We start from the raw sequence: 25,900 nt of genomic DNA on the forward strand, positions 1-25,900 counted from the left end.
CCCGGCAGCGCTAGTCGTCGGCGGAGTGGCGTGACTCCTGGACCGCCGCGGACATAGCCACCGGCGGGCCGTCCACCGCGCAGTGGCGCAGGGTCGCGGCCCCGGTCACAGCCGACCCGGTAGTCCATGCACCGGCAGCGCGGGCGGTGTCGGCGGTCTCAACGCCGGTGGCGCCGGCGTCTGCGGGCTTCGGCGTCTTTGTCGTCGGTGCCGCCGGGCGATCCGCCCCTTCGGGCAGTGCGGGGTTGCGGATCGTCACTGCGGCCAGGACCGCTGCGGCGGCAAGGACCCCGGCGCACACCATCGCCGCGAACCGGAACCCTTCGGCGAAGACCGGCGGATCCGTGTAGGCGTCCCCGGACAGTCCGGCGAGGGCCGGAAGCACCGCGATGGCGAGAAGGCCCGCGGCGCGGGCGACCGCGTTGTTGACCCCGGAGGCGAGGCCGGCCTGCGCGTCGGGGACCGAGGACAGCGCCGTGGAGGTCAGCGGCGCGACCAGCAGGGAAAGCCCGAGCCCAAGGACGACAACCGAGGGAAGGACATCGATCCAGTAGGACGCCCCCTCGCCGATGCCCAGCATCATCAGCGCCGCTATTGCGCAGATGGCCGGGCCCACCGCCATGGGCACCCGCGGCCCGATACGCACGCTCAGCGCACCGGCCCGGGAGGACAGCAGGAGCATCAGCACGGTGACCGGCAGCAGGGCGATTCCCGCGGCAAGCGGAGAGAACCCGGCGACGACCTGCAGGTGGACGACGAGCAGGAAGAAGATGCCCCCGAAGGCACCATAGATCAGGAAGGTGACGGCGTTGGTGGCACTGAACTGGCGCACCGCGAAAATGCCCAGCGGCAGCATGGGCCGCGCCAGCCTGCTTTCCGTGATGAAAAAGGCGATGGTGCACACCGTGCCAAAGGCGGCCGCGGTGACCACCGGCGCGGCCAGAGGCCCGGCGGTGGGGATGTCGATCAGCGCGTAGGTCCAGCCGCCCAGCGCCCCCGCCCCCAGCAGGCCGCCGAGGTAGTCGGGGGTGCCGGTGGCGGAGGGATTGCGGGTTTCCGGGACGTGGCGGTGCGAGATGATGACGACGACGACGGCGATCGGCACGTTGATGAGGAAGATCCACCGCCAGGAGACGCTCTCGACGAGCCAGCCGCCCAGGAAGGGCCCGATAGCCGTCGCCACACCTCCGAGTCCCGACCACGCGCCGATGGCCCGCGCGCGGTCCTCCCACACGAATGATGCCTGGATCATGGCCAGGCTGCCCGGCGTCAGCAGGGCCCCTCCGATGCCCTGCAGGGCACGCGCGGCGATCAGGGTGCCGGCATTGGGGGCCAGCCCGCACAGCAGCGAGGCCACGGCGAACCATACGACGCCGATGACGAACACGCGCTTGCGGCCGTACCGGTCGCCAAGCGATCCGCCCAGCAGGATGAAGGCGGCCAGGGTCAGCGTGTAGGCCGTGATCGTCCACTGCAGGACCTCGAAGGGGGCATCGAATTCCTCGCCGATCGCGGGAAGCGCCACATTGACGACCGTGGCGTCGATTCCCGCGATTGCCGACCCCAGAATGGAGGCCAGCAACAGCCAGCGGCCTGACGCCGACCCAAACCGTACAACCTCGTTCATGAATTCTCTGCTTCCCGGCAGGCCTCCCGTCGGCTGCCAAGAGTCAGTGTCCCATCCACCGGAAAGCCAAACAAGGAAGGTGCCCGGGAACCGGCCAGCATGACGCGGCGGCTCCCGGGCACCGGCGGGCGCTCAGGAGCTGGAGGCCTCCTTGTTGACGTCCGTCGGTGAGTCATACTCCCGGTCGGGCAGCCCCCGCAGGGTCTGCATCACCTCGTCACCGGCGCCTGAGCCCTCCGCGTGCTTCACCAGGTCGTCCTTGGATACGGGGTAGTCGATCCCCCCGAGCGCCTTCTGGATATCGATCGGGCTTGGATTGGCCATTGCGTGCATCCCTTCTGTTGATGGACCGATTCACTGGCCGAGGATCGCCCCGGCAGCGTCTGTGGCACGGGAGGTGACCGTCGTCGGGTCGGCGGCCCCGGCCGGCACGCCCCGGTCCTCCGACCAGCGCCGGGTCACGACGCGCCCTCCACCACCGGGCCCGGCCCCCGGATCTTCCGCACCACCGCCGAGGTGGACCGTTCGGGAACGTAGTCGAGGATCCGCACCGACCCGCCGCAGGCCTCCACGGCCGGTGTCTCGGCGAGCATCTGTTCGGAGTAGTCGCCGCCCTTGGCGTAGATGTCCGGGCGGAGGGCCTCGATCAGGGGCACCGGGGTGTCGGTGCTGAACACCGTGACGTAGTCGACGCAGCTCAGGGCGGCCAGCACACCGGCCCGGTCGGCGACCGGGTTGATGGGGCGGTCGGGGCCCTTGAGCCGCCGCACGCCGTCGTCGTCGTTGACGGCGACGACAAGCACGTCACCGAGCTGCTTGGCCTGGTTGAGGTAGGCGGTGTGGCCGCGGTGGAGCACGTCGAAACAGCCGTTGGTGAGCACGATCCTCCGTCCCTCCGCCCGCTCCCGCCGGATGGCCTGCAGCAGCTCGTCCGGTTCGAGCGCCGTCCCCGCGAAGCTGCCCAGGTGCTGGGCGAGGTCGGCGGCCGAACAGACCGAGGTGCCGGCGCGGTGCACCACGATGTCGGCGCCTGCCTGGGCGAGGTCGAGGCTTGTCGTCAGCGGCAACCCGGCGGCGCGGGCGGCGGCCAGGCAGGCCACGAAGGTGTCCCCCGCGCCGGAGGCCTGCTTCTCGGTGGCGGGCCTCGCCCAGGTGCGGTGGAACTCCCCGTCGGCGGTCAGCAGGACCGTGCCGTCCCGGTCGAGGGTGACGACGACGGCGGCCGCTCCACTGGCCTCGAGCAGGTCGGCGGTGCGCTCGCGCACCGCGCGGGCCCGGTCCCCCCGCGGGTCGAGCCGCTCCCCGAGCAGTCCTGCCGCCTCGCGGGCGTTGGGCGTGACCAGGTCGGGGCGCAGTGCGGCCCACGCGGCCGGGTCGTGGGCGTCGACGAGGGTCAGCCGGTCCCCTGGAGCGGCCGCGAGCGCGTCGCGGACCTGACCGTCGAGGACGCCGGAGCCGTAGTCGCACACGATGACGGCGTCGCTGCCGTCGACCGCAGCCGCGGCCTCGGCGGCCACCCGCGCAGCGGCACCGGCCGGCACCCTTCGTGGGGTCTCATCGAGGCGCAGCAGCACCTGGTCGCCGCCGAGGATGCGGTACTTGGTGGTGGTGGTGATGGCCGGATCCTCGACGAGGTGGGTGACGTCCACACCCGCCGCGGCGAGCAGTCCGCGCAACCGGGCGCCGGCGTCATCGGCGCCCGTGAGCCCGCACAGGCGCACCCGGGCGCCGAGGGCGGCGAGGTTCATCGCGGTGTTGGCCGCGCCGCCCGGTGCGTAGTCCCGGCGGTCGAGCTCCACCACCGGGGCCGGAGCCTCCCGGCAGAGCCGCTCGATGGTGCCGCTGAACCAGCCGTCGAGCATCACATCACCCACCACCGTGATGACCGGCGATATCCCGGCGATGCTCAGCGGAACCCAGCCGGCCAGGCCGCGGACCTCCTCGAGGCCGCCCATCAGGGTTTTCCCACCGGAGGGGAACTGATGTGCACCACCTTGACCAGGGTGAACTCGTCGAGCAGTTCGGGCCCGTAGCCGAACCCCTCGCCGCTGATCCCCCGCGGCTGGGCCGAGCCACCGGGGGCACCGCCGAAGACGGCGTTCACCTTCACGGTGCCCACGGGAAGGGTGGCGACGGCGCGCTGGGCGTTGGCGATGCTGCCGGTCAGCACGGTCGCGGCCAGGCCGTACCGGCCGGACGCCGCGCGGGCCAGGCCCTCTTCGAAGCTCTCGACGACGCTCACCGGGGCCACCGGGCCGAAGGTCTCCTCGGTCATCACCCGCATCACCTCGGTGCAGCCCAGGAGCACCGTGGCCGGGTAGTGGGCGCCCGGGCCCTCCGGGATCCTCCCCCCAATGGCCCGCACCGCGCCGAAGGTGATCGCCTCGGAAACCTGGGCGTGGACCTCCTCGCGCAGCCGAGTGTCAACAAGGGGCGCGAACGCTCCGCCGTCGTTGCGGCGCCGGGCCTGCTCGACGAGCGCCTCGGCGAAGCGCCCGAAAATCCCGCGGTGCACGTAGATCCGCTCAACGGCCGTGCAGATCTGCCCGCTGTTGCTGAACGCGCCGACCGCGGCCTGTTCCGCGGCCCACACCGGGTCCACGTCGTCGTCGATGACGAGCGGATCATTGCCGCCGTTCTCCCGCAGCACATGCGAACCGGTAAGCGCAGCGGCCCGGGCGATGCGCTCTCCCGTGGCGCTTGAGCCGACATGGGCGAAGACATCGACCCCGCTCTGCCGGGTCAGGATGGCGCCGACCTCGGCTCCGCCGGTGAGGGTGATGAGCACCCCGTAGGGGAAGGCCTGCGAGAGGACCTCCCCGAGCCGAACGCCGAGGTGGGGGCAGCGCTCACTGGGCTTGTGCACCACGGTGTTGCCCGTCACCAGCGCCGCCGCGATCAACCCCACAGCGACGGCCACCGGGTCGTTCCAGGGGGTCAGCAGGACGGCGACTCCACGGGGCCCGGCCACTGTGTAGTCCGCCGCGAGCACCGCTCCGCGCAGGGCGTGACCACGGTGCACCGGCCCCAGCTCCGCGTACTGCTCAAGGGCCGACACCCCCGCGTGTACCCCGGCCAGTGCCTCCTCCACCGGGCGTCCCGTCTCGCGGGCGTTCAGCTCCGCGAGCTCCCGCGCCGCGGCCCGCAGGGCATCGGCCGCCGAGCGCAGGTGGCGGCCGCGGGCCGCCGGGTCGGTGGCGGCCCACTCGGGGTGGACGGTGCGGGCGAGGGACAGGGCAATCTCCACCTGCTCCGGGGTCGAGGATTCGAGGGTTCCGACAAGCGTCCCGTCCCGGGGATCCAGCACGGTGATTGCGTCGGCCGCCGCGGGCGAATCGACGTGGGAGTTGGTGGACATCGCGCTCCTTGGCAGGTTCTCCGGATCGGCCCGCGGCGGCTCAGATATTCCGGCGGGTAGCTAGACCAATACCCCGGCGTCCATGAATTTACACAGCCCCGGCGTGGGGATTTAGAAATTGTCCTGCGTCCCTGCCGGAACCTATGGTTTCCTCAGCACGGCCAGCGGAGACGGTGCGTCAACGCCGGAATGGACCCGGGATGCGGCCCGGAGGTGAATCAGGAGGGATCATGAACCACGCCCTGCCGGCGGTGGCCGAAAGCACTGCAGCAACCGCCCGGGGAGTCGGGCCGGTGGGTCCGGCCTTCGAGGATGTCCAGCGCATTGCGGTACTGCGCGGCGGAGGCCTCGGGGACCTGATGTTCGCCGTGCCCGCCATCGACGCCCTCAAGGCCCGGTACCCCCAGGCACGCATCACCCTGCTGGGCACCCCGCTCGCCGCCGCGCTGCTCCGGGACCGCCCCGGCCCGGTGTCCGACGTCGAGATCCTTCCGGTGGCGCCGGGTATCCGCGAGGGGTTGGCCGACCCGCTGGCGGTGGAGGAGTTCTTCCACCGGATGGCTGCGCTGAACTTCGACCTGGCCGTCCAGATCCACGGCGGCGGGCGCAACTCCAATCCGTTCCTGCTCCGCCTCGGCGCCCGTCACACCATCGGCACCCGGACCCCCGACGCTGCGGCACTGGAACGCACGATTCCCTACATCTACTACCAGCACGAAGTCTTCCGTGCCCTTGAGGTTGCCGGCCTCGCGGGGGCCGAACCGCGGATCCTCGAACCGCGGATCGCGGTACGGGCCGGCGAACTCGACGACGCCGCCCGGCTCGTGCCCGGCGACGGCCCGCTGGTGACCCTCCATCCGGGCGCGACGGATCCGCGCCGGCGCTGGCCGGCGGAATCCTTCGCGGCGGTGGCCGCCCTGGCGGCCGCGGACGGCGCCCGGGTCCTCGTCGTGGGCGACGAGGGAGACATCCCGGCCGCGCAGGAGATCCTTCGGCGCGCACGCCGGCAGGCGCCCGACGCCTCTATCACCTCACTTGCCGGAGACCTTGACCTGGGCCAGCTGGCCGGCGTGCTCGCCGCAAGCACCGTAGTCGTCGGCAACGACAGCGGACCACGCCACCTGGCGCAGGCCGTGGGCACCCCGACCGTCGGGGTCTACTGGATCGGCAACGTCATTAGCGCCGGCGCCATCGGCCGCGCACTGCACCGGGTCCACCTCGCCTGGGTCATCGCCTGCCCCACCTGCGGGGTGGACGTGACCCAGGTGGGCTGGACGGCCGAACGGTGCGAGCACGACGACTCGCTGGTCGGGTCCGTCCAGCCCGACGCCGTCTACTCGGACGTACGCGAACTCATGGCCACGAACCTTCCTCTTCGTGGCAGATGAGCATCTGGCGCACCTCGCAGCCCGTCGGCTGCGACAGGGCGAACAGGATGGCGGCGGCCACCCGCTCGGGGTCGTTGAGCCGTGAGTCGTCCTGCGGCTTGTATCGTTCGTCGCGGTCGTCGAAGAACCGGGTCTTCATGCCCCCCGGGATGATGGTGGTGACCCCGATCCGGCCGGAGGTTTCGGCTGCGAGGGCGTGGGAGAAGCCGACGACGCCGAACTTCGAGGCGCAGTAGGCGGTGGCGTCGGCCACCGCCCGGATGCCGAGGGTGGAGGCGATCGTTACCACCCGTCCGTGGACGGGCAGGAGGTAGGGCAGGGCGGCCCGGACGGTGGAGACGGTGCCGAGCAGGTTGACGCCCAGGACCTTCTCCCACTGCTCGGCCGGGACGTCTTCGAGCTTTCCGCAGCGGTCGATGCCGGCGGCGGTCACCACGGCGTCGAGCCCGCCGAGCGTCTCGCCCGCCTCCCGGACGGCGGCCTCGACCGCGCTCCGGTCGGCTACGTCGACCTCGAAGGCCTTGACCCCGGAGACCCGGCTGACGTCGAGGTCAAGGACGACCGGGGTGCCGCCGGCGGCCAGGACGGCCTCCACGACGGCGGCGCCGAGGCCGGAGCCTCCCCCGGTGACGAGCACCCGCCCGGGGTTGGACGCGGCCGGGGACTGGTGGCCAGTTGCTGGAGGTGTCATTTCTTCCTTTCGTTTGCTGCTTCAGGTACCCGGCCCGACGGATCGACCGGGCCGTCAAGAGAGCGGGGCCGCTCAGCCCACGCGGGCCAGGGCGGCCGCGAGTTTCGTGGTGGAACGGGCCGGAATGTAGGGAACGGTGACGGTCCTGCCGCCCCAGCCGGCGACGAGGCGCGCCTCCGGCAGGTCGGCGGCGGCGTAGTCGCCGCCCTTGACCCAGATGTCCGGCCGCAGGCGTTCCAGGGCGTTTTCCGGGGTCGATTCCTCGAAGACCAGCACCGCGTCGACGCATTCAAGGGCAAGGAGCAGTTCCACCCGGTCCTGAAGCTGCATGATCGGCCGGGTTTCGCCCTTGAGGCGGCGCACCGAGGCATCCGAATTCAGGCACACAATGAGGCAGTCTCCCAGCCCGCGGGCGGCGGCGAGGGTGCGGGCATGGCCGGCGTGGAGCAGGTCGAAGCAGCCTCCGGTGGCCACCACCGTGCCGCCCGCCCCGCGCGTCCGCCGGGCCGTGTCCAGGGCATCCGCGCCGGGGACCGCGAGTGCCGCCGGTTCCCGGACGGCGCGGAGGGAGGACACCCCGCCGGCGCCCAGGAAGGCGGCTGCGGCCTGCACCGCCTCCTGTGCGGCGGCGTCGAGGGGATACCCGCTGGCCAGGGCTACAGCGAGGGTGGCGGCGAAGCGGTCTCCCGCGCCGCAGGGATCGGGGGCGGTGACCTTCGGGGCGGGCACGGCCTGGGGCAGGGCATCCTCCGCCGAAACCAGTGCACCCCGTTCCCCCAGGGTCACCACCACGGCGCGGGCCTTCCACCGCGTGCGCAGGCGGTCTGCGGCCTCGGCGGCCGCGGCGGTGCGCTCGCCGTCGACCCCGGCGAACCGGAGCGCCTCGGCGAAGTTGGGCGTCACCGCGGTGGTTCCGGGCAGCGGGTCGGCCCCCGACGGGTGCGGGTCCCAGACCACCGGGACCCGTCCCACCTGCCTCGCCAGCGCCCGGCGCAGGTCGTCGTTGAGCAGCAGCCCCCGGCCGTAGTCGGCCGCCACGATCGCCTCGGCGCGCTCAAGGGCGGCCACCATCTCCGGGGTGCAGGCCGGCACCGGTGCCGGCGCGCACCCCTCATCGAAGCGCACGATCGCGTGCCCGGCGGCCCGGACCCGGGTCTTCACCGGGGTCGGGGCGCCGGACGGGCCTGCGGTCACGGTGATCCCCTTGAGCTCGGCGCGCAGGAGGACCGCGGCGTCGTCGTCGGAGAGCACCGTGACCAGTTCGGTGTCGTGGCCGTCCCGCTGGAGCATCCGCGCCACCAGCCCGGCGCCGCCGGCCCGCCGCTGCACCGTGTCGACGTCGACGACCGGCACGGGGGCGTCCGGGGAGAGGCGTTCCGCCGCTCCGGACAGGTCGGCGTCCAGGAGGACATCGCCGATCACCAGGACCCTCATGAGCGTTCCTCCCGGTACCGGCGCACTTCCGAATCGAACGCCCGGCAGAGCGCGTGCAGGGCGATCAGGTGTCCCTCCTGGGCGTTGGCCGAGGCCGCCTCCACCGCAACGTAGTCGTCGACGCAGCAGCTGAGCGGGTTGGGCGCCGGACCGGTGAGGGCCCAGGTGATGATGCCCGCCGCGCGGGCCGCCTCCACCGCGTGCAGCAGGTTGGGGCTTTTCCCGCTCGTGCTCAACAGGATCAGCACGTCGCCCCGCCGGCCGTGGGCGCGCACCTGGCGGGCGAACAGCTGGTCGTACCCGTAGTCGTTGGCGATCGCGGTCACCGCCGAGCTCTCGGCATGGAGGGAGATCGCGGAGAACGGTTCGCGCTCGCCGTCGAACCTTCCGACCAGTTCGGCGGTGAGGTGCTGCGCCTCAGCGGCCGACCCGCCGTTTCCTGCGGCGAGCAGCCGGCTCCCGGCCAGGAGGCGCCCGGCCAGCTCCACTCCCCAGCGGGCGAGGTGGTCCGCCTCGGCGCGCAGGGATTCGAGGGCGGGAAGGACCGCCGCGAGGTGGTCCACGACGGCCTTGAGGGAGTGCGCATGCCGCTCGTCGGAGAATCCGTCGAGTCCGGCCGGAAGGTCCCGGTGGTGGGCCGGCAGGGTTCCAAGTGGCCGGCCGGCGTTGAGGTATTCGGCGGTCACAGCGCCCTCCCTCCCGTGCTCTCCAGCGGGCGCGGCAGCGGAAGCCCCTGCGCCTCATCGGCCAGGCGTGCGCTGCCCAGTGTCAGCAGGTAGGCCTTTTCGGTGTCCGCGGCGATCCGGTTCCAGGAATACCGGGCCCGGACCCGCCGGTTTCCGTTCCGGCCAAGTTCGGTGCCCCAGCCGGGGCTGTCGAGGATCTCCTTGACCGCACCGGCGATGGCACCGGGGTCCTGCGGCGGAACGTGCCTGCCAGTGCGTCCGTCGACCACCGTGTCGACAAGTCCCCCGACGGCCGCGGCGACAACGGGAACCCCGCACGCCATGGCCTCGAGGGGGACGATGCCGAAAGGCTCATACCAGGGGGCGCAGACGACGGCATCGGCGCTGCGCAGGACCGGGGGCATGTCCTCCCGCCCCACCTGGCCCGCGAACACCACCCGGTCCTCGACCTCCAGGTCGGCGGCAAGGGCCTTCAGCCGCCGTGCCTCAGGATCCTCCTCGAGGCGGGCCGCGTTTCCGGGGCCGCCGACGAGCACAAGCTCGACGTCGTAGCCGCCGTCGGCGAGGATCCGCAGGGCGCGGATCGCCAGGTCCATGCCCTTGCGTGGAACGAGGCGTCCGACCGAAACGATCCGGTGTGCGCGCCCGCGGGGAGCTGCGGGCCCCGACGGGGAAAACAGGTCGAGGTCGACCCCGCACGGTGCAATGGAGACCCGGGTGCCGGGGATGCCGAGCGCCTTGAGCTCGAAAACCTCGTCGCTGCAGGTGGCGATGATCCGGTCCGCATCCCGGCCGACGGCCGTCTCAAGCCGGATGCGCTCCGCGGGACTGGTGTCCTCACCGCCCTGATGTCGCCGCTTCACCGTGCCCAGGGCGTGGAAGGTCTGGACAACCACCGGCCGGCGGGTGGGAGGGCACTGCGCGGCCGCGTCGAGGCAGGCCAGCCCGGACATCCAGAAATGTCCGTGCACCACCTCGGGCGGGCGGGCCCCCCAGTCCGCCAGGATGCCCCGGGCGAAGTCCGGCATGAACGGCAGCAGCTGGTCCTTCGGCACTGCACGGGGAGGACCGGCATCCACGTGGACGATGTCGAGGCCCGCGGCGGAACGCACGCGCCGGGGCAGGCCGGGATCGTCCCGTCGGGTGTAGACCGTGACGTCGTGGCCGCGCTGCGCGAGGGCACGGGACAGCTCCGCGACATGCACGTTCTGCCCGCCGGCGTCGACTCCGCCCAGGGCCGCGAGCGGACTCGCGTGTTCGGAAACCAGGGATATCCTCACTGCGCTCTCCTTTCGGTTGCTGCCAGGACCCGCCCGCGCCCGGCGGCGGCGTCCAGCACGTCGTCCCAGTCCGCAAGGAACCGGGCGAGGGAATAACGGTCGAGGGCCGCCCGGCGGGCGGCGCGGCCGCGGGAACGGGCCTCGTCCGGGTCGGCCAGCAGCCGCGCCGCCATTGCCGTGAGCTCACCGACGTCCGTCGAGACGGCTCCGGCCTCGGGCGGGACAGCCCGGACTGCCTCGGTGGTCGCGAGGACCAGCACGGGCATGCCAAGGTGCATCGCCTCGAGCAGGGCGAGGCCAAGCGAAGTCCACCGCAGGGGGTGGAGGTAGGCGCGGGAGCGGGCCAGCCGGGAGTGGAGCTGCGCGGTGGGCAGGTCGCCTCCGAGCCGCAGCCGTTCCGGGGGCAGCCCGAGCAGGTCCGGAAGGCCGCCGCCGCCCATGCCGAACACCTCAAGGGGTGCGGTGGGGGCGAAGCGGGCCAGCAGGTCGGTGCCGGTGACGCGTCCCCTGCGGACGGGTTCGTTAATGACCACCGCGAGCTGTTCCAGGTCCCCGGTGTAGAGCGGGCCGGGATCGACAATGCCGTGTTCGACGACGGTGGTCCGGGCCATCCCGTTGTCCCACATCAGCTCGTTGAAATGGGTGACATGGACCACGGGGATGAGGTCCTGCCCCCCGAGGGGATGAAGCGCCGACGGAACGTCGCCTTTGGGGGTGTTGTGCTCGAGGAAGACGGCCGGCAGGTCCCGTCCGGGCGTGCGGTTCAGGAGCCGCTCGCACTCCGCGATTTCCTCGACCCGCTGCAGGACGACGACATCGATGTCCTGCCCGGCGAGCTCCCCGGGCTCCACCTCACGCACAGAATCAGGCCAGTCCCTCCCCGCGCGTCCCAGACCCCACGGCCCGCCCTCGGCGGTGGTGGGAAGCAGGTAGGTGTGGCTGCCGCGCACGAAGGCGTCGGTCCACCCTCCATGGACGTGCCAGAGCAGGATTCTCATTGGCTTCCCCGTTCCCGGCCGCGCGCCTCCGCGCGGCCGATGCGGCGCCGCGAACCGAGCGATGCCACCCCGGCGGTCAGCCGGCGGACGGCGTCGACGACCTCCTCGGGCTGGACGCTTGAGAGGCACGGATGGCCCGGCACCGGGCAGGTCCGGGCGCGGCTTCCGGCGCAGGACGCGCCCTGGTCTCCGAGGAGTTCAACGGGCACCTTGTAGGGCGCCCACCGCACGGCGGGGACCACGGGGGAGAACAGGCAGGCCACCGGAGTCCCCACGGCGGCGGCGAGGTGGGCCGGCCCGGTGTTGCCGGTGATGACGGCCGCAGCGCCCTGCACGACGGCGGCAAGGGAGGCAAGGTCCGTGCGGCCTCCGAGGTCGAGGCCCTCGGGGCCGGCGACCGTCGCGGTGAGCCCGGTCTCCGCAGGTCCGCCCGTGACGACCACCCGGAAGCCCGCGGCGGTGAGCAGTTCGACGGCGGCCGCATGGTGCAGCGGAGGCCAGGCACGCGCCGGTACGGCGGACCCGGGATGCACGACGACATAGGGTGCCTCCCCCACCAGGGCCGATATGTCGGGGAGACCGGTGACGTGGAGACGTCCGTCATCGTCCGGGGGGAGCTGGTAGCCGGCGGCCGCGGCGATGCGCAGCGCGCGTTCGGCCTCGGGCTGGTCCTCGGGGAAGTCCTCGCCCGGCTTGAGCCGGACATCGAGCAGGGACCCGGCGTAGTCGACCGACGCCCCCGTGATGCGCCCGATGCCGGCGAGCCGCAGCGCGAGGGCCAGCGGCAGCGGCGACTGGTGGAAGGAGGTGAGGATGACCGCCTCCGCGGCGCCGGATGCCTCGGCGTGGTCGATGACCTCCCGCAGCAGGCCGGAGGTGACCGGCGGTGCCGGATCGACGATCCAGGGCGCCGCCCAGGTGAGCACGTCCACGACGCCGGGCAGCAGCCGGGCCGCCGGGGCGCCCTGCGGCCCGCACAGCATGACCACCTCGGAGGGTGCTCCCCCGCGCCCGGCGGCGACGGCGCGGACAGCCGGTCCGGCGAGCAGGACGTCCCCCACGCTGTCGAGGCGGGCCACCAGCACGCGCCCGGTCACCGCGGATCCCGCCAGAGCAGCTCCACGGCGGCCCCGAGGGAGGAGGCGACGGCAGGTGCGGCCGCGATCTCCTCCGGGCGGGTGACGGCGGTGGGCACCAGGACACCGGCCGCCCCGGCGGCCCGGGCGGCCCCCATGTCGGCTCCGATGTCCCCGATCACCGCCACCTGGCCGGGCTCGAACCCGAGCCTGCGGCAGGCGGCCAGGACCATGCCGGGCTCCGGCTTCCGGCAGGCACACCCGTCGGCCGGGCCGTGGGGGCAGACCTCCCAGACGGCGAAGGGGCCAAGGATCTCCTCGATCCTGGCGTGGACGGCATCCACCTGCGCGCGGGTCAGGATCCCCCTCGCGATCCCGGACTGGTTCGTCACGACCCCCACGGCGACGCCGGCTCCCCGCAGCCGGTCGAGGACCTCCCGGGCACCGGGCATCTCCTCGACGAGCGCGGGCTCGCCGTTGTACGGGACGTCGACTACAAGCGTCCCGTCGCGGTCGAACAGGACCGCCTTCGGAGCGGCCGCAGCCAAAGCCCTGCTTCTCATACAAGCTCTGTTCCCGAGAAGAAGCAGTGCTAAACACTTGAGGGTCAACTTCTTTCCGCCCGGCCGCCGGGAAGTGCCCGGCCCGGCGTCCGCTTCCTCTGCGAGGATGGGGCCATGGCATCGAACGTCTCCGCGCCCCCGCCCCCGGACGGCCGGCCGGAACTGCTGGCTCTGCGCGCCCTGAAGCTGGGCGATCTCCTGGTAGCCGTGCCCGCACTGCGCGGACTGCGCCGGGCCTTTCCCGGGCACCGCATCCGGTACGCCGCCCAGGCCTGGCTGGCACCCATCGTGGCGCTGACCGACGCCGTCGATGAGCTGCTTCCCACGCACGGACTCGACGACCCCCTGGACCTTGCCCCCGGGAGTATCGACATCGCCGTCAACCTCCACGGCAACGGACCGGAGAGCCGTGGGCGGCTCGAGGAGATCGTTCCGGCCCGCCGCATGGGCCACCGCTCACCCGGGTGGGACGGCCCGGCCTGGCAGGACGGCGTCCACGAGCGGCACCGGTGGGCCGACCTCGTGTCCTGGCACGGCGTGCCGGCCGATCCGCTGGACCTGCGCCTGCGCATCCCCGATGAGGAAAGCCCCGTGCCCGGGGCCGTCGTCGTGCACGTCGGGGCAGCGTATGGGAGCCGGCTGTGGCCGGTGGACCGCTTCGCCGCCGTCTCCAAGGCCCTCACCGGGGCCGGCCACAAGGTGCTGTTGACCGGCAGCGCCGGTGAGCGGGCGCGGGCGCTGGCGGTTGCCGAGGCCGCGGGGCTTCCCGAGTGCGCCGTCGTTGCCGGGGAACTGCCGCTCGAGCGGTTCGCGGCGCTCGTGGCCGGGGCTCGCCTCGTCGTGTCGGCCGATACCGGTGCCGCCCATCTCGCCTCCGCCTACGCCCGCCCCTCCGTTGTGCTCTTCGGGCCGGCGCCGGTCGAGGAGTGGGGCCCTCCGCCCGGGCCGCACATCGTGCTCACCGACGCCTCAAAGCGGGTCGGCGAAACCTTCGCCACAGACCCGGACCCGGCGCTGCTCGCGGTGACCCCCGATGCGGTGCTCGCCGCGGCCTCCCGGCTCGGCGTGTACTAGCGCGGGCTCGATGGCCCTTGCCCACCGGACACCCCTGGGCGGACCGCCAGGGTTCAGGCGATCCGGATGTCCGCAGGTCCGCGGCCCGCCGCGCCCGTCAGCCGCTCCTGAAGCAGCACCAGGATGCGGGCCAGCTTCCGGGACACCTGCATCTGGGTCATCCCGAGGTGCTCACCGATCTGCTGCTGGGTCTCCTCCTTGAAATACCTCCGGTACAGCAGTTCCTTCTCCGCAGGCGTGAGGCCGTTGACCGCCGCCCGCAGCGAAACGATGTCGTCGCTGCGCTCGATGCAGTTATCCGGCGAGGGCAGGGTGTCCCCCCAGCTCTTGCCGTCGAAGGGTGCGTCGAGGGATTCCGGCCGCAGGCTCGTTGCGCAGGTCAGCGCCTCGGCCACCACCGACTCCTCGGCGCCCAGCTCGGCCGCCAGCTCCCTCGCAGTCGGTTCCCGCCCGAGCCGCTGCGCCAGCGCGGGGGCGGCCCGCACGGCTTCGGTCCTCAGATCCTGGAGGTGGCGTGGCGGGCGGATCACCCAGCAGCAGTCGCGCAGGTACCGCTTGATCTCACCGGTGATGGTGGGAATGGCGAACGAAGCAAAGGGCACTCCCCGAGCTGGGTTGAACCGCTGCACGGCTTTGATCAGGCCGAGGTAGGCCACCTGCCGGATGTCCGCGGCGTCCGGGCCGAACGAGGAAAAGGACCGCGCGACCGACTCGGCAAGGTCCAGGTGGCGCAGTGTGATGTCGTCCCGCAGGGCGGTCCGCAACGGTCCGTCGGTCCTGCCTTGAGGCTCGAACGGGGGCGTCGCGGCGTCGGCAGGATTCGGCATATGGTTCTCCAGTTCGGCGTGTCCAACTGACACCCCCAAGGAACCACGGGCACTTGTACCCTGCAACGATTAGCTAAAAGTTCTGCTCCCGAAAATCTTCTATTCTCAATTCCGATGGAGTATGCGTTCTGAGGCCGGGTCAGGTGCTGATGGTGGCCGCCGGCCCGGAGGACTCCGGCCCGGGAACGGCGTCGTCCTGGAGTGCGGAGGCGACCTCCGGGGCTGCCGCGGCGGCCGCCCAGTTCCATCGGGGGGCGCCGAGTTCCTTAATCACGCTCTGGAGGTGCGTGCGGAGTTCATCGGAGACAAGGCCGCCGCCTGCCACGAGGGTGCGTTCGACGTCGTCGGCCCGGATGAGCACCTCACGGCCAGCGTCGGTGATGGAGACAAGGTGGGACCGGCGGTCGAGGTCGTTCCGCACGCGGGCCACATGGCCGCGGGATTCGAGCCGGGCAAGGGTTTTGCCCATGGTCTGGGCCTGGACCCGGACGATCTGTGCAAGGCTCGCCTGCGTCATGGCGCCCTGCGACGCGAGGACTCCCAGTGCGATCACTCCGGCGTGGGTAACGCCAATGTCCACCAGCCGCTCATTCCAGGCGTGCTCGACCAGGCGGGCAGCCGTCGTCAGCAGTCGGCCCGTGGGCCATTGCTCCAGATCCGGCATGAAATTGTGCACTCCCTTTCGCTAAGCTGATCAACGCTCATGGATGGCGCCAACCCGTCCCCTTTATGATAACTAGGCGTCCCAGTCATTTTTAATGCCTTCGCGCCGCCCCTATTGAACTGAGGAACCCGCATGACACAACAACTGTCGGCCGGAGATCATGCCCCCGACTTTACGCTCACTGACGCGTTTGGCAACTCGGTGTCGCTCTCGGAGTTCCGCGGCGAAAAGGTCGTCGTCTACTTCTACCCGGCGGCCGCCACCCCCGGCTGCACCACCCAGGCGTGCGATTTCCGTGACAACCTCTCCTCCCTCGCAGCGGCCGGGTACCGGGTCCTGGGAGTGTCCCCCGACGCCCCGGACAAACTCCGTGCCTTCAGCGAGGACGAGCACCTGACGTTCCCGCTGCTCTCCGATGAGGACCACACGGTCGCCGAAGCGTGGGGCGCGTGGGGCGAGAAGAAGAACTACGGAAAGACCTACGAGGGCCTGATCCGCTCGACCGTCGTCCTCGACGGGGACGGGCACGTGGCGCTGGCACAGTACAACGTCAAGGCCACCGGACACGTCGCCAAGCTGCGCCGCGACCTCGGGGTTTCCTGATTCCCGTAGACTAAAGGCCGACGCTGCGCTTTCGCGCAGCGTCGGCGCGCGAGTGGCGGAATTGGCAGACGCGCTGGATTTAGGTTCCAGTGTCTTCGGACGTGGGGGTTCAAGTCCCCCCTTGCGCACTTCAACGCCGGCCCCTGGCCGGCACCCAACGGCACCTTGGTCTTCGGACCGGGGTGCCGTTCTTTCGATGGGCCCCGCCCGGCCCCGGCCCCGCCGGCCCCGGCCCGCCCCGGGGAGAATTTTCAGGTCCGACCCATCCGACTTCGACGCACTGTCGAAGTACCTCCGAGACATCGACACGATGCGCTCCACCCCCCCCAGCAAGCGGCCCCGAACTTCCCCCACCGGGCCAGGTTGATCAAGGAGAAATCTCATGGAACTCACCAAGCGCAGGAACCTTTCCGTCCTCGGACTCGCAGCCGTCTCGGTGCTCGGTCTGTCGGCCTGTGGCGGCGGCGAAGCCGCCTCCGAGTCGGCCCCCAGTGCCGAGAGCATGGAGACCGAGGCAGCCGAGTCGATGGCACCGGAAGCCACCGAAGAGGCCTCCGGCGAGGCAATGGACCCGGCGGCGAACCTCGTCGGGCCCGGCTGCGCCGACTACGCGGCCGAGGTTCCCGACGGCGCCGGCTCGGTCGAAGGCATGGCCCTCGACCCCGTCGCAGTAGCGGCCTCGAACAACCCCATCCTGACCCAGCTCACGGCCGCCGTCTCCGGCGAGCTGAACCCCGACGTCAACCTCGTCGACACCCTCAACGGCGACGAGTTCACCGTCTTCGCCCCGGTCGATGAGGCCTTCGAGGCGCTCCCCGCCGAGACCGTCGAGGCCCTCAAGACCGACAAGGACCTGCTCACGGGCATCCTGACCTACCACGTGGTCCCCGGCAGGATGCTTCCGGCCGACCTTGAAGGAACCACCCAGACCACCGTGCAGGGCGGCGACGTCGAGATCACCGGCTCGGGCGATGAGCTGATGGTCAACGGCATGAACGTCATCTGCGGCGGCGTCCAGACAGCCAACGCCACTGTGTACCTGATCGACGGCGTCCTCACGCCGCCGGCCGGCTAGGAACCTCCCTGGTGTAACTCCTCTAACGTGACCAGGGAACCTGGATGGGCCCCCGCACTCGCCGTGCGGGGGCCCGTCCTCTGTGCGGAAGGGTCGGCGGCCGGCACGTGCGGGACGCCGACGCCTTCGCGGCCGGACCGGCCGCATCGCCTAGACTGAACTCTTCAACCACCTAGCCCGGGCGCTGCGCCCCTTTGGAGAATCTGGCTGTGAAGAAAACCGCCGGGCGCGTCCGGTCCCGTCGCGTCCTCCGAGTCCTTGCCGCGGCCGCCGTAGCGCTCAGCCTTCCCGCCTGCACCGCCGCGCCGCCCGCGCCGCCGTCCCCGTCGGCCCCGGCGCCGGCGACCTCCGCAGCCCCCGACACCACGTTCCGGTTCGCGGCGGCAGCCGACCCGACCGGACTTGACCCCGCGATGGCCACCGACAGCGAGACTTTTCGGGTCACCCAGCAGCTGTTCGAGGGTCTTGTCGGCGTCGACCCGCTGACCTCCGAGCCGGCACCGCTGCTGGCCGAGTCGTGGGAGGAGCGCAACGAGGGCCGGGCCTACGCCTTCGAGCTCAGGAAGGACGTCGTCTTCCACGATGGGGAGTCCTTCAACGCCAGGGCGGTGTGCGCCAACTTCTCGCGCTGGTTCAACACTCCCCCCGCGGCGCGCGCCGCGGCAGCGGCAGCCCTTCCCTTCGAAACAGTCTTCCTGGCCTTCTCTGACAACGCCGAGGCTTCCCTGTACAAGGGCTGCCGGCCCCTGAGCGAGTATGAGGTGCTCATCGAGCTGAACAGCCGGATGACCGAGTTCATCCCCGCCCTCGCGCAGCCCTCCTTCGCCATGTCCTCCCCGCGGGCACTGGAGCAGCTGGCGGCGGATGAACTGACCGAGACCCGGGAGGGAGTCCGGCTGTCCCGGTATGCGCTGGCACCCGTGGGCACCGGGCCGTTCCGGTTCGAGAGCTGGACCGGGGACGAGGTGCGGCTGACTGCGTCCGACTCCTACTGGGGGGACCCCGGCGAAGTCGCGGACGTGGTGTTCACCACCATCGCCCAGCCAGATTCCCGCCTGCGCGCCCTGAAGGCGGGCCGCATCGACGGCTACGACTTCGTCACCGTGGAGAACGCCGCCGAACTGGCCCTGGCGGGCCAGCAGCTGCTGCAGCGCGACCCCTACTCCGTGCTGTATCTGGGGCTGAACCAGAACTTCCCTGGCGTCGACGACGTGCTCTTCCGCCAGGCCGTTGCCCACGCCATCGACAAGGAGGCGCTGATCGAGGGCCGCTTCCTCAACGGCACCAAAGCGGCCCGCCAGTTCCTTCCCCAGAAGCTCGGCGTGAGCAGCGAGGCCGTCCCCTCCTACAACCATGACCCGGACAGGGCCCGGGAGCTGCTTGAGGAAGCGGGGTATACGGGCACCCCCCTGCCCTTCTACTACCCGCGCAACATCTCCCGGCCGTACCTGCCGGCCCCGGAGAAGATCTACGCCGAACTCAGCAGGCAGCTCACCGCCGCCGGGTTCAACCTCAAACCCGTGCCGGTCGACTGGAACGAGGGCTACCTCGACCGCGTCCTTGAGGACGGCGACCGCGCCTTCCACCTGCTGGGCTGGAGCGGGAGCTACCAGGACCCCGACAACTTCGCCGGTGCGCTCTTCGGTAAATATTCAAGCGAGTTCGGCTTCGAGGACCATCAGCTGTTCAGTAAGATCACCCGGGCCGGGACCCTCCCCAACGGCGAGGACCGGCGGCAGGCCTACGCCGACGTCAGCAGCCAGATCGCCACGCGGCTGCCGGCCGTTCCGCTGGCCTTCCCGATCTCGGCACTGGCCATGGCCCCCCGGGTGGCCTCCTACCCGGTGAGCCCCGTCATGAACGAAGTATTCAACCGGATCGACCTCGCCGGGGTACCGGCTCCCGGTGGCGACGCAAGCGCCGGCTGATTTAATTAAGGGGGCTCCCAGCCGTTAGGCTTCAAGGGCTAGGACCTCGCGACTGGAGACAACGTTGACTGCACAAAGCCAGGCGGCATCACCCGCATCCACCACCGACGTCGTCCTGATCGGCGGCGGCATCATGAGCGCCACGCTCGGTGCCTTCCTGAAGCAGCTCCAGCCCGACTGGGACATCTCCGTGTTCGAGCGCCTCGACAGGGCCGGCCTGGAAAGCTCGGACCCCTGGAACAACGCGGGCACCGGCCACTCGGCGCTGTGCGAGCTCAACTACTCCCCCGCGGGCAAGGACGGCTCTGTCGACCCGGCCAAGGCCGTGCAGATCAACGAGCAGTTCCAGGTATCACGCCAGTTCTGGGCCTCCATGGTCTCCAACGGGCACCTCGGGGACCCCCGCAACTTCATCAACCCCGTGCCCCACATGAGCTTCGTCTGGGGCACCGCGAACGCGGCCTACCTCCGCCGGCGGCATGAGGCCCTCAGCGCACAGCCGCTCTTCCGCACCATGGAGCACTCCGAAGACCCGGCAACGATCGCCGAGTGGACCCCCCTGATCATGAAGGACCGCAACCCGGGCCAGCCCGTGGCCGCTTCCCGGGTCGCCGGCGGGACCGATGTCGACTTCGGCGCCCTGACGCGCGGGCTCACCACCTACCTCGAGGGCAACGGCGTCGAACTGAACTACCACCACGACGTCGTCGACGTCTCCCGCGCCTCCAGCGGGCGCTGGGACATCAAGGTGAAGAACCGCGGCACCGGTGCCACCCGCACGGTCAGCACGAAGTTCGTCTTCATCGGCGCCGGTGGCGGCGCCCTCCACCTGCTGCAGCGCAGCGGCATCCCCGAGGGCAAGGGCTTCGCAGGCTTCCCGGTGTCCGGGCAGTTCCTGCGCTGCACCGACCCGGACACGGTGAACCAGCACAACGCCAAGGTGTACGGCCAGGCCTCGGTCGGCGCCCCGCCCATGTCGGTGCCGCACCTGGACACCCGGTTCGTCAACGGCGAGCGGTCCCTGCTGTTCGGGCCCTATGCCGGCTTCTCCACCAAGTTCCTCAAGCGGGGCTCCTTCCTGGACCTGCCCGGATCGGTCCGCCCCTCCAACCTGGTGCCGATGCTCGCTGTCGCCAAGGACAACGTCCCGCTCACCAAGTACCTGATCTCCGAAGTCCTGAAGAACCGCGACGCCAAGAACGAGGCCCTCAACCAGTTCGTTCCGTCGGCCAACGGCGGCGCCTGGGAACTCATCACCGCCGGCCAACGTGTACAGGTCATCAAGAAGGCCCCCAAGACGGGTGGAATTCTGCAGTTCGGAACGGAAGTCATCACCTCGGCCGATGGGTCGGTGGGGGCGCTCCTCGGCGCATCACCGGGGGCGTCCACGGCGGCTCCGATCATGGTCGAACTCCTGAAGCGGTGCTTCCCGGCGAAGATGTCTGGCTGGGAGGCGAAGCTGAAGGAGATGATCCCCGGATACGGCGTGAAACTCAATGAGAACGAGGAGCTTGCCGCGGAAGTCCAGTCGATGACGGATCGGGTCTTGAAACTCCAGTAAGCCGCGGCTGCCCCGGGACACCAGGCACCGTCAGCACCGAAGGCAGGCCCATGTTCCGTCTGGCGCAGCTCTCCCTGGGAAACCGGGCCCTGATTGCGTTGATCACCGTTTTCGCCTCGGTGTTCGGCGTGATCACCGTCGGCTCGCTCAAGCAGGAACTCATCCCCTCGCTCGAGTTCCCCCGGATCACCGTGATCTCCTCGGTGCCCGGGGCCTCCCCGGAATACATCGACAAGCAGGTCAGTGGCCCGCTCGAGACCGCGCTCAGCGGTGTCGAGGGGCTCGAAACCTCTTCGGCCACCTCCCGCAGCGGCGTCTCCACCGTCAACCTCGAGTTCGTCTACGGGACGAACCTCGACCGGGCCCGCGCCCAGGTGGACCGTGCCATTTCCGCAGTGCGGCCCAACCTCCCCGAGGACGTCGAGCCGCAGGCCCTGGCCGGCAGCATCGGCGACTTCCCGATCGCCTTCCTGGCCATCTCCTCGGACCGTACGCTCAGCGAGCTCAATGACGAGCTGACCCGGCTGACGGTTCCCCGGCTGCAGAAGCTCGAGGGGGTCCGCTCGGCGGACATCACCGGCGGCTCACGGCAGCACATCTCGGTGCTTCCCCGCGATAGCGCCCTCGCCGAGGCCGGGGTGCAGGTCGGGGACATCGTCGACACCCTGGAAGCCAACGGCGCCCTCTTCCCGGTGGGCACGCTCGAGGAGGAGCTGCGGTCCCTCACCATCCAGGCCGGCAGTCCCGTCGCGTCCCTCGACGACATCCGGGGCCTGCCCGTGCTGCCCTCCGAGCCGGTCGGGACGGCCGAACCGGCCCCGGAGGCCCCCCAGCCTCCGGCCGCCCCCGGCTTTCCAGCGCCCGGCGTTCCCGGTGGCGTTCCGGGCTCCCCCGGCGGCACGGAGCCGGCGACCGCCATGCCCGCCGAGCCGGCACCTGCGCCCCCTGCCGATCCGGTCACCATCGGCGAGATCGCCGACGTCGAACTCGCCGACGACGCCGCCACCTCGATCACCCGGACCAACGGCGTCGAAACCCTCGGCCTCACCATCACCAAGGTGCCCGACGGCGACACCGTGCGCATCTCCCGGGCGGTCGGCGAACTCATCCCCGAGCTTGAGACGGAGTTGGGCGACGGCGCCAACATCACGGTGGTCTTCGACCAGGCGCCCTTTATCGAACGCTCCATCAAGGACCTCACCACCGAGGGGCTGCTCGGCCTCGCCTTCGCCGTCGTCGTGATCCTGGTGTTCCTGCTTTCGGTGCGCTCCACCCTGGTCACCGCGATCTCCATCCCGCTCTCACTGCTGGTGACCTTTATCGGTCTCTACGCGGCCGGGTACTCCCTGAACATCCTCACCCTCGGGGCGCTGACCATCGCCATCGGCCGGGTGGTCGACGATTCGATCGTCGTGATCGAGAACATCAAACGGCACCTGAGCTACGGCGAGGAAAAACGCACGGCCATCCTGACGGCGGTGCGCGAGGTCGCCGGGGCGGTGACCGCCTCGACCCTGACCACCGTGGCGGTGTTCGCGCCCATCGCGTTCGTCGGCGGGCTTGCCGGTGAGCTGTTCCGTCCCTTCGCCGTCACCACCGGGATTGCCCTGCTGGCCTCCCTCGCGGTGTCCCTGACGATCATCCCCGTCCTCGCCTACTGGTTCCTGCCCCGCACCCGGACCACTGACGTCGACGACGGCGCCGCGTCCGAGGCGGCCCGGCAGGCGCGCGCCCGGGCGGTCGAAGAGGCCCACCGGGCGGAACGCCGCTCCTGGCTGCAGCGCGGCTACCTCCCGATCCTCCGCGGAACCCAGCGCCACCCCGTCTGGACGCTCACCGCCGGCGTGCTGGTGCTTGGGGCGACCGCCGCCATGGTCCCGCTGCTCCAGACCAACCTGCTCGGCAGCAGCGGCCAGAACAGCTTCAGCATCTCCCAGACCCTCCCGGCCGGCTCAAGTCTCGCCACCACGGCCGCGGCGGCCGCACGCACCGAGGAGGTGCTGGCCCGGGACCCGGCCATCCGCGACATCCAGCTGACCGTCGGCAACGCCCAGGGCGCGTTCGCCGCCCAGTTCTCCGAAGGGGCCTCGGTGGCAAGCTTCACCGTCACCACGGACGAGGACGCCGACCAGGACGCACTGCAGGCCCGGATCCGGGACGACCTCGAGCAGCTCACCGGTGCCGGGGAGTTCTCGCTCTCGAGCCAGCAGGGTGGCTTCGGCACCTCAAGCACCATCGACATCAACATCACTGCTCCGGTCCCGGAAGACCTTCAGCGCGCAAGCGACGCGGTGGTTGAGAGCCTCCAGGGCATCGACGGCGCCGGCGAGGTCACCAGCAACCTCTCCGCAGCCCAGCCGCAGGTCCAGATCAGCGTGGACCGGGCCGCAGCGGTCGCCGCGGGGCTCACCGAAGGGCAGATCGCCGGCCTGCTCGGCGGCAGCATCAGCCCGGTCCCCGCCGGAGTGCTCCGGCTGGAGGCCACCGACTATCCCGTCCTCATCGGGGAGGGAACGCCCATCACCAGCCTTGCCCAGCTGCAGGACCTGGTCATCCCGGCGGCCGGACGCCCGGTGCCCCTGACCGAGGTCGCCACCATCGAGGAGGTCCAGGTCCCGCTGACGGTCACCAGCGCCAACGGGGAACGCACGGCACGCGTCTCGGTCACCCCGGCCGGGGACGACCTGGGCGCCCTCACCGCGGCGGTGTCCGCGCGCCTCGACGGCGTGGACCTCCCGGCCGGAGCCACCGCCACGGTCGGCGGGGCGGCAGCGCAGCAGAGCGAATCCTTCGGCCAGCTCTTTCTTGCCCTGTGGGCGGCCGTCGCCATCGTCTACGTCATCATGGTGGCCACGTTCAAGAGCCTGCTCCAGCCCCTGATCCTGCTCGTCTCCATCCCGTTCGCCGCGACCGGGGCGATTGCGCTGCTGGTGATCACCCGCATCCCGCTCGGACTGCCCTCGCTCATCGGCATGCTCATGCTCGTGGGAATCGTCGTGACGAACGCCATCGTGCTGATCGATCTGATCAACCAGTACCGCAGGCCGCGGGACGGCGAGCCCGGGCTGGATGTGGCCGAGGCCATCCTGCAGGGCGCCCGGCAGCGGCTCCGCCCCATCCTGATGACCGCGCTGGCCACGGTCTTCGCCCTGACGCCGCTGGCCCTGGGGCTGACCGGCGAGGGTGGCTTCATCTCCCAGCCGCTCGCCGTCGTCGTCATCGGCGGGCTGGTCTCCTCCACCGCCCTGACCCTGATCCTGGTGCCCGTCCTCTACCGGCTGATCGAGGGACGGCGGGAACTGCGCGCCCGCCGCCGCGAAGCATCCGACCGCGCGGAGCAGGCCCGGGAAACGGTGCCGGCCTAGTCCCCGCTGGTCCGCCGGCCCCGGCGCCGGTCCGAAGCGGCGTATAATGGATGCAAATGCATCTACCCGAACGAGGAGACCCCGTGCAGATCGGCATATTCACAGTCGGTGACGTCACCGTTGACCCCACCAACGGGACCGCGCCCACCGAATACGAGCGCATCAAGGCTATGGTGACGATCGCGAAGCATGCCGAGGAGGTCGGGCTCGACGTCTTCGCCACCGGCGAGCACCACAACCGGCCGTTCGTGCCGAGTTCGCCGACCACAATGCTCGGGTACATTGCCGCGCAGACCGAGCGGATCATCCTCTCGACCTCCACCACGCTGATCACCACCAATGACCCGGTGAAGATCGCCGAGGACTTCGCGATGCTGCAGCACCTGGCCGACGGCCGCGTGGACCTGATCCTGGGCCGCGGCAACACCGCGCCGGTCTACCCCTGGTTCGGCAAGAACCAGCAGGACAGCGTCGAACTGACGGTGGAGAACTACAACCTGCTGCGCCAGCTGTGGGACAACGACGTCGTGAACTGGGACGGCAAGTTCCGCACCCCGCTGCGCAACTTCACCTCCACCCCGCGCCCGCTCGACGGCGTCGCACCCTTCGTCTGGCACGGCTCCATCCGCACCCCCGAGGTCGCCGAGATCGCCGCGTACTTCGGCGACGGGTTCTTCGCGAACAACATCTTCTGGCCCAAGGAGCACTACCAGCAGCTGATCGGGCTCTACCGCGAGCGTTACGCCCACTACGGCCACGGAACGCCCGAGCAGGCGATCGTGGGACTGGGCGGGCAGTTCTTCATCCGCCGCAACTCGCAGGACGCCGTGCGGGAGTTCCGGCCGTACTTCGACAACGCCCCGGTCTACGGCCACGGCCCGTCCCTTGAGGAGTTCACCTCACAGACTCCGCTGACGGTCGGCAGCCCGCAGGAACTGATCGAGAAGACCCTGACCTTCCGTGAGTTCTTCGGCGACTACCAGCGCCAGCTGTTCCTGGTCGACCACGCGGGCCTTCCGCTGAAGACCGTCCTCGAGCAGCTGGACCTGCTGGGCTCCGAGGTCCTGCCGACACTGCGGGCGGAGTTCGCCACGCGCACCCCGGCTACGATTCCGGCTCCTCCGACCTTCGAGAACCGGCTCGCCGCGGGGGCAACCTCACCGGCGGTGTCCCGTGGGTGAGGGCCCGGAACTCCCTCCGGTGCGCCTCACGGCCGAGGCGTGGGAGTCGCTGTTCCGCGCCCAGGTCGCAGTGATGAAGGTCCTGAGGCAGGACGAGGCCTTCAAGCAGCTCGGCATCCGCGACTACGATGTGCTCTTCAACCTGAGCAGGTGCCCTACCGGGTGGGCACGGCTGAATGAGCTGAACGCGAACCTGCTGATCAGCCAGCCGAGCCTGAGCCGGATGGTGGAACGGCTCGAGGCCAAGGGGCTGATCCAGCGCCGGCAGGCCAAAAACGATCAGCGCGGCGTGGAGCTTTCCCTGACCGAAGAGGGCCGGGCGCTCCAGAAGCGCATCGGAACCTCGCACGTGCGGGTAATCCAGGAAACCCTGGGGCCGGTCCTGAGCGTCGAGGAACTCGAACAGCTCCGCCTGCTCACCACCAAGATCAGTGCCGGGGTGGAGCGCCCCTCCTGACCCAGGGCCGGGTGCCGGCCCCTATGCTGGGGACACGGCACCCACCAGGGGTCAGCCGTACGAG

Annotated in this window: 22 protein-coding genes and 1 tRNA gene; 10 read left to right on the forward strand and 13 right to left on the reverse strand. The window is 70.8% G+C overall.

What is annotated here, in order from left to right:
- Positions 1-10: 10 nt before the first annotated feature.
- The 4 genes from GVV77_RS11295 to GVV77_RS11310 all read right to left on the reverse strand — a co-directional run bounded on the left by GVV77_RS11295 (position 11) and on the right by GVV77_RS11310 (position 4,985).
- Positions 11-1,627 (reverse strand): MFS transporter, encoded by a 1,617-nt coding sequence (locus GVV77_RS11295; RefSeq protein WP_159618388.1) that lies wholly within the window; start codon positions 1,625-1,627, stop codon positions 11-13.
- Positions 1,628-1,759: 132 nt separating this feature from the next.
- Positions 1,760-1,951: a DUF2795 domain-containing protein gene (locus tag GVV77_RS11300; protein WP_159618390.1), complete on the reverse strand. Its 192-nt coding sequence runs from the start codon at positions 1,949-1,951 to the stop codon at positions 1,760-1,762.
- A 134-nt stretch (positions 1,952-2,085) separates the two neighbouring features.
- Complete coding sequence (gene rfaE2 / locus GVV77_RS11305) at positions 2,086-3,582, reverse strand: D-glycero-beta-D-manno-heptose 1-phosphate adenylyltransferase (protein ID WP_159618392.1); 1,497 nt, start codon at positions 3,580-3,582, stop codon at positions 2,086-2,088.
- Entirely contained in the window at positions 3,582-4,985 is a 1,404-nt protein-coding gene (locus GVV77_RS11310) for an aldehyde dehydrogenase family protein (protein ID WP_159618394.1), read from the reverse strand. The genes rfaE2 and GVV77_RS11310 overlap by 1 nt, the downstream gene beginning before the upstream one ends.
- A 230-nt stretch (positions 4,986-5,215) precedes the next feature.
- Here GVV77_RS11310 and GVV77_RS11315 point away from each other — a divergent pair, with 230 nt between their 5' ends.
- Positions 5,216-6,373 (forward strand): glycosyltransferase family 9 protein, encoded by a 1,158-nt coding sequence (locus tag GVV77_RS11315; RefSeq protein ID WP_159618396.1) that lies wholly within the window; start codon positions 5,216-5,218, stop codon positions 6,371-6,373.
- Here the strand turns inward: GVV77_RS11315 and GVV77_RS11320 are convergent.
- The 7 genes from GVV77_RS11320 to GVV77_RS18335 form a co-directional block, all read right to left on the reverse strand.
- Entirely contained in the window at positions 6,339-7,064 is a 726-nt protein-coding gene (locus GVV77_RS11320; protein WP_159618398.1) for an SDR family oxidoreductase, read from the reverse strand. The two genes, GVV77_RS11315 and GVV77_RS11320, sit on opposite strands and share 35 nt — an antisense overlap.
- A 72-nt stretch (positions 7,065-7,136) precedes the next feature.
- Positions 7,137-8,498 carry a PfkB family carbohydrate kinase gene (locus tag GVV77_RS11325; RefSeq protein WP_159618400.1) on the reverse strand — a complete coding sequence of 454 codons (1,362 nt, stop codon included), beginning with the start codon at positions 8,496-8,498 and terminating at the stop codon, positions 7,137-7,139.
- The gene (locus GVV77_RS11330) at positions 8,495-9,184 is read right to left on the reverse strand and encodes a D-sedoheptulose-7-phosphate isomerase (RefSeq protein ID WP_425483358.1); all 690 of its coding nucleotides are present in this window, start codon (positions 9,182-9,184) and stop codon (positions 8,495-8,497) included. Before GVV77_RS11330 ends, GVV77_RS11325 begins: the two co-directional genes overlap by 4 nt.
- On the reverse strand, positions 9,181-10,464 hold the full coding sequence (locus tag GVV77_RS11335; protein ID WP_159618402.1) for a glycosyltransferase: 1,284 nt from the start codon (positions 10,462-10,464) through the stop codon (positions 9,181-9,183). Before GVV77_RS11335 ends, GVV77_RS11330 begins: the two co-directional genes overlap by 4 nt.
- Complete coding sequence (locus GVV77_RS11340; RefSeq protein ID WP_159618404.1) at positions 10,461-11,462, reverse strand: glycosyltransferase; 1,002 nt, start codon at positions 11,460-11,462, stop codon at positions 10,461-10,463. Before GVV77_RS11340 ends, GVV77_RS11335 begins: the two co-directional genes overlap by 4 nt.
- Positions 11,459-12,559, reverse strand: a complete 1,101-nt coding sequence (locus GVV77_RS18330; protein ID WP_246199769.1) for a glycosyltransferase family 9 protein — start codon at positions 12,557-12,559, stop codon at positions 11,459-11,461. Before GVV77_RS18330 ends, GVV77_RS11340 begins: the two co-directional genes overlap by 4 nt.
- Positions 12,556-13,101, reverse strand: a complete 546-nt coding sequence (locus tag GVV77_RS18335) for a D-glycero-alpha-D-manno-heptose-1,7-bisphosphate 7-phosphatase (protein WP_246199770.1) — start codon at positions 13,099-13,101, stop codon at positions 12,556-12,558. The genes GVV77_RS18330 and GVV77_RS18335 overlap by 4 nt, the downstream gene beginning before the upstream one ends.
- Positions 13,102-13,215: 114 nt before the next feature.
- Between GVV77_RS18335 and GVV77_RS11350 the strand changes: the two genes are divergently transcribed.
- A complete protein-coding gene (locus tag GVV77_RS11350; protein ID WP_159618408.1) occupies positions 13,216-14,175 on the forward strand; it encodes a glycosyltransferase family 9 protein in 960 nt (319 codons plus the stop codon).
- A 53-nt stretch (positions 14,176-14,228) separates the two neighbouring features.
- Here GVV77_RS11350 and GVV77_RS11355 read toward each other — a convergent pair whose 3' ends face one another.
- Positions 14,229-15,002, reverse strand: a complete 774-nt coding sequence (locus GVV77_RS11355) for a sigma-70 family RNA polymerase sigma factor (RefSeq protein ID WP_159618410.1) — start codon at positions 15,000-15,002, stop codon at positions 14,229-14,231.
- Positions 15,003-15,141: 139 nt separating this feature from the next.
- Entirely contained in the window at positions 15,142-15,666 is a 525-nt protein-coding gene (locus tag GVV77_RS11360) for a MarR family winged helix-turn-helix transcriptional regulator (protein ID WP_159618596.1), read from the reverse strand.
- A 132-nt stretch (positions 15,667-15,798) separates the two neighbouring features.
- Between GVV77_RS11360 and bcp the strand changes: the two genes are divergently transcribed.
- The 8 genes from bcp to GVV77_RS11400 all read left to right on the forward strand — a co-directional run bounded on the left by bcp (position 15,799) and on the right by GVV77_RS11400 (position 25,836).
- Positions 15,799-16,269 carry a thioredoxin-dependent thiol peroxidase gene (gene bcp, locus GVV77_RS11365; protein WP_159618412.1) on the forward strand — a complete coding sequence of 157 codons (471 nt, stop codon included), beginning with the start codon at positions 15,799-15,801 and terminating at the stop codon, positions 16,267-16,269.
- A gap of 46 nt (positions 16,270-16,315) precedes the next feature.
- Positions 16,316-16,397, forward strand: a tRNA-Leu gene (locus tag GVV77_RS11370).
- 254 nt (positions 16,398-16,651) lie between these two features.
- Positions 16,652-17,344 carry a fasciclin domain-containing protein gene (locus tag GVV77_RS11375; protein ID WP_159618414.1) on the forward strand — a complete coding sequence of 231 codons (693 nt, stop codon included), beginning with the start codon at positions 16,652-16,654 and terminating at the stop codon, positions 17,342-17,344.
- 209 nt (positions 17,345-17,553) lie between these two features.
- Positions 17,554-19,272: an ABC transporter substrate-binding protein gene (locus GVV77_RS11380; protein ID WP_159618416.1), complete on the forward strand. Its 1,719-nt coding sequence runs from the start codon at positions 17,554-17,556 to the stop codon at positions 19,270-19,272.
- Between the two features lie 64 nt (positions 19,273-19,336).
- Complete coding sequence (locus GVV77_RS11385) at positions 19,337-20,833, forward strand: malate:quinone oxidoreductase (RefSeq protein ID WP_159618418.1); 1,497 nt, start codon at positions 19,337-19,339, stop codon at positions 20,831-20,833.
- A gap of 50 nt (positions 20,834-20,883) precedes the next feature.
- Positions 20,884-24,198, forward strand: coding sequence for an efflux RND transporter permease subunit (locus tag GVV77_RS11390; protein ID WP_159618420.1), 3,315 nt, complete (start codon positions 20,884-20,886; stop codon positions 24,196-24,198).
- An 83-nt stretch (positions 24,199-24,281) separates the two neighbouring features.
- A complete protein-coding gene (locus tag GVV77_RS11395; RefSeq protein ID WP_159618422.1) occupies positions 24,282-25,379 on the forward strand; it encodes an LLM class flavin-dependent oxidoreductase in 1,098 nt (365 codons plus the stop codon).
- Positions 25,372-25,836, forward strand: a complete 465-nt coding sequence (locus GVV77_RS11400; RefSeq protein ID WP_246199771.1) for a MarR family winged helix-turn-helix transcriptional regulator — start codon at positions 25,372-25,374, stop codon at positions 25,834-25,836. Before GVV77_RS11395 ends, GVV77_RS11400 begins: the two co-directional genes overlap by 8 nt.
- The last annotated feature ends 64 nt before the right edge of the window (positions 25,837-25,900 follow it).

Origin of the sequence: Arthrobacter zhaoguopingii (assembly GCF_009828605.1) — a bacterium.
GTDB classification, from domain to species: Bacteria; Actinomycetota; Actinomycetes; order Actinomycetales; family Micrococcaceae; genus Arthrobacter_D; species Arthrobacter_D zhaoguopingii.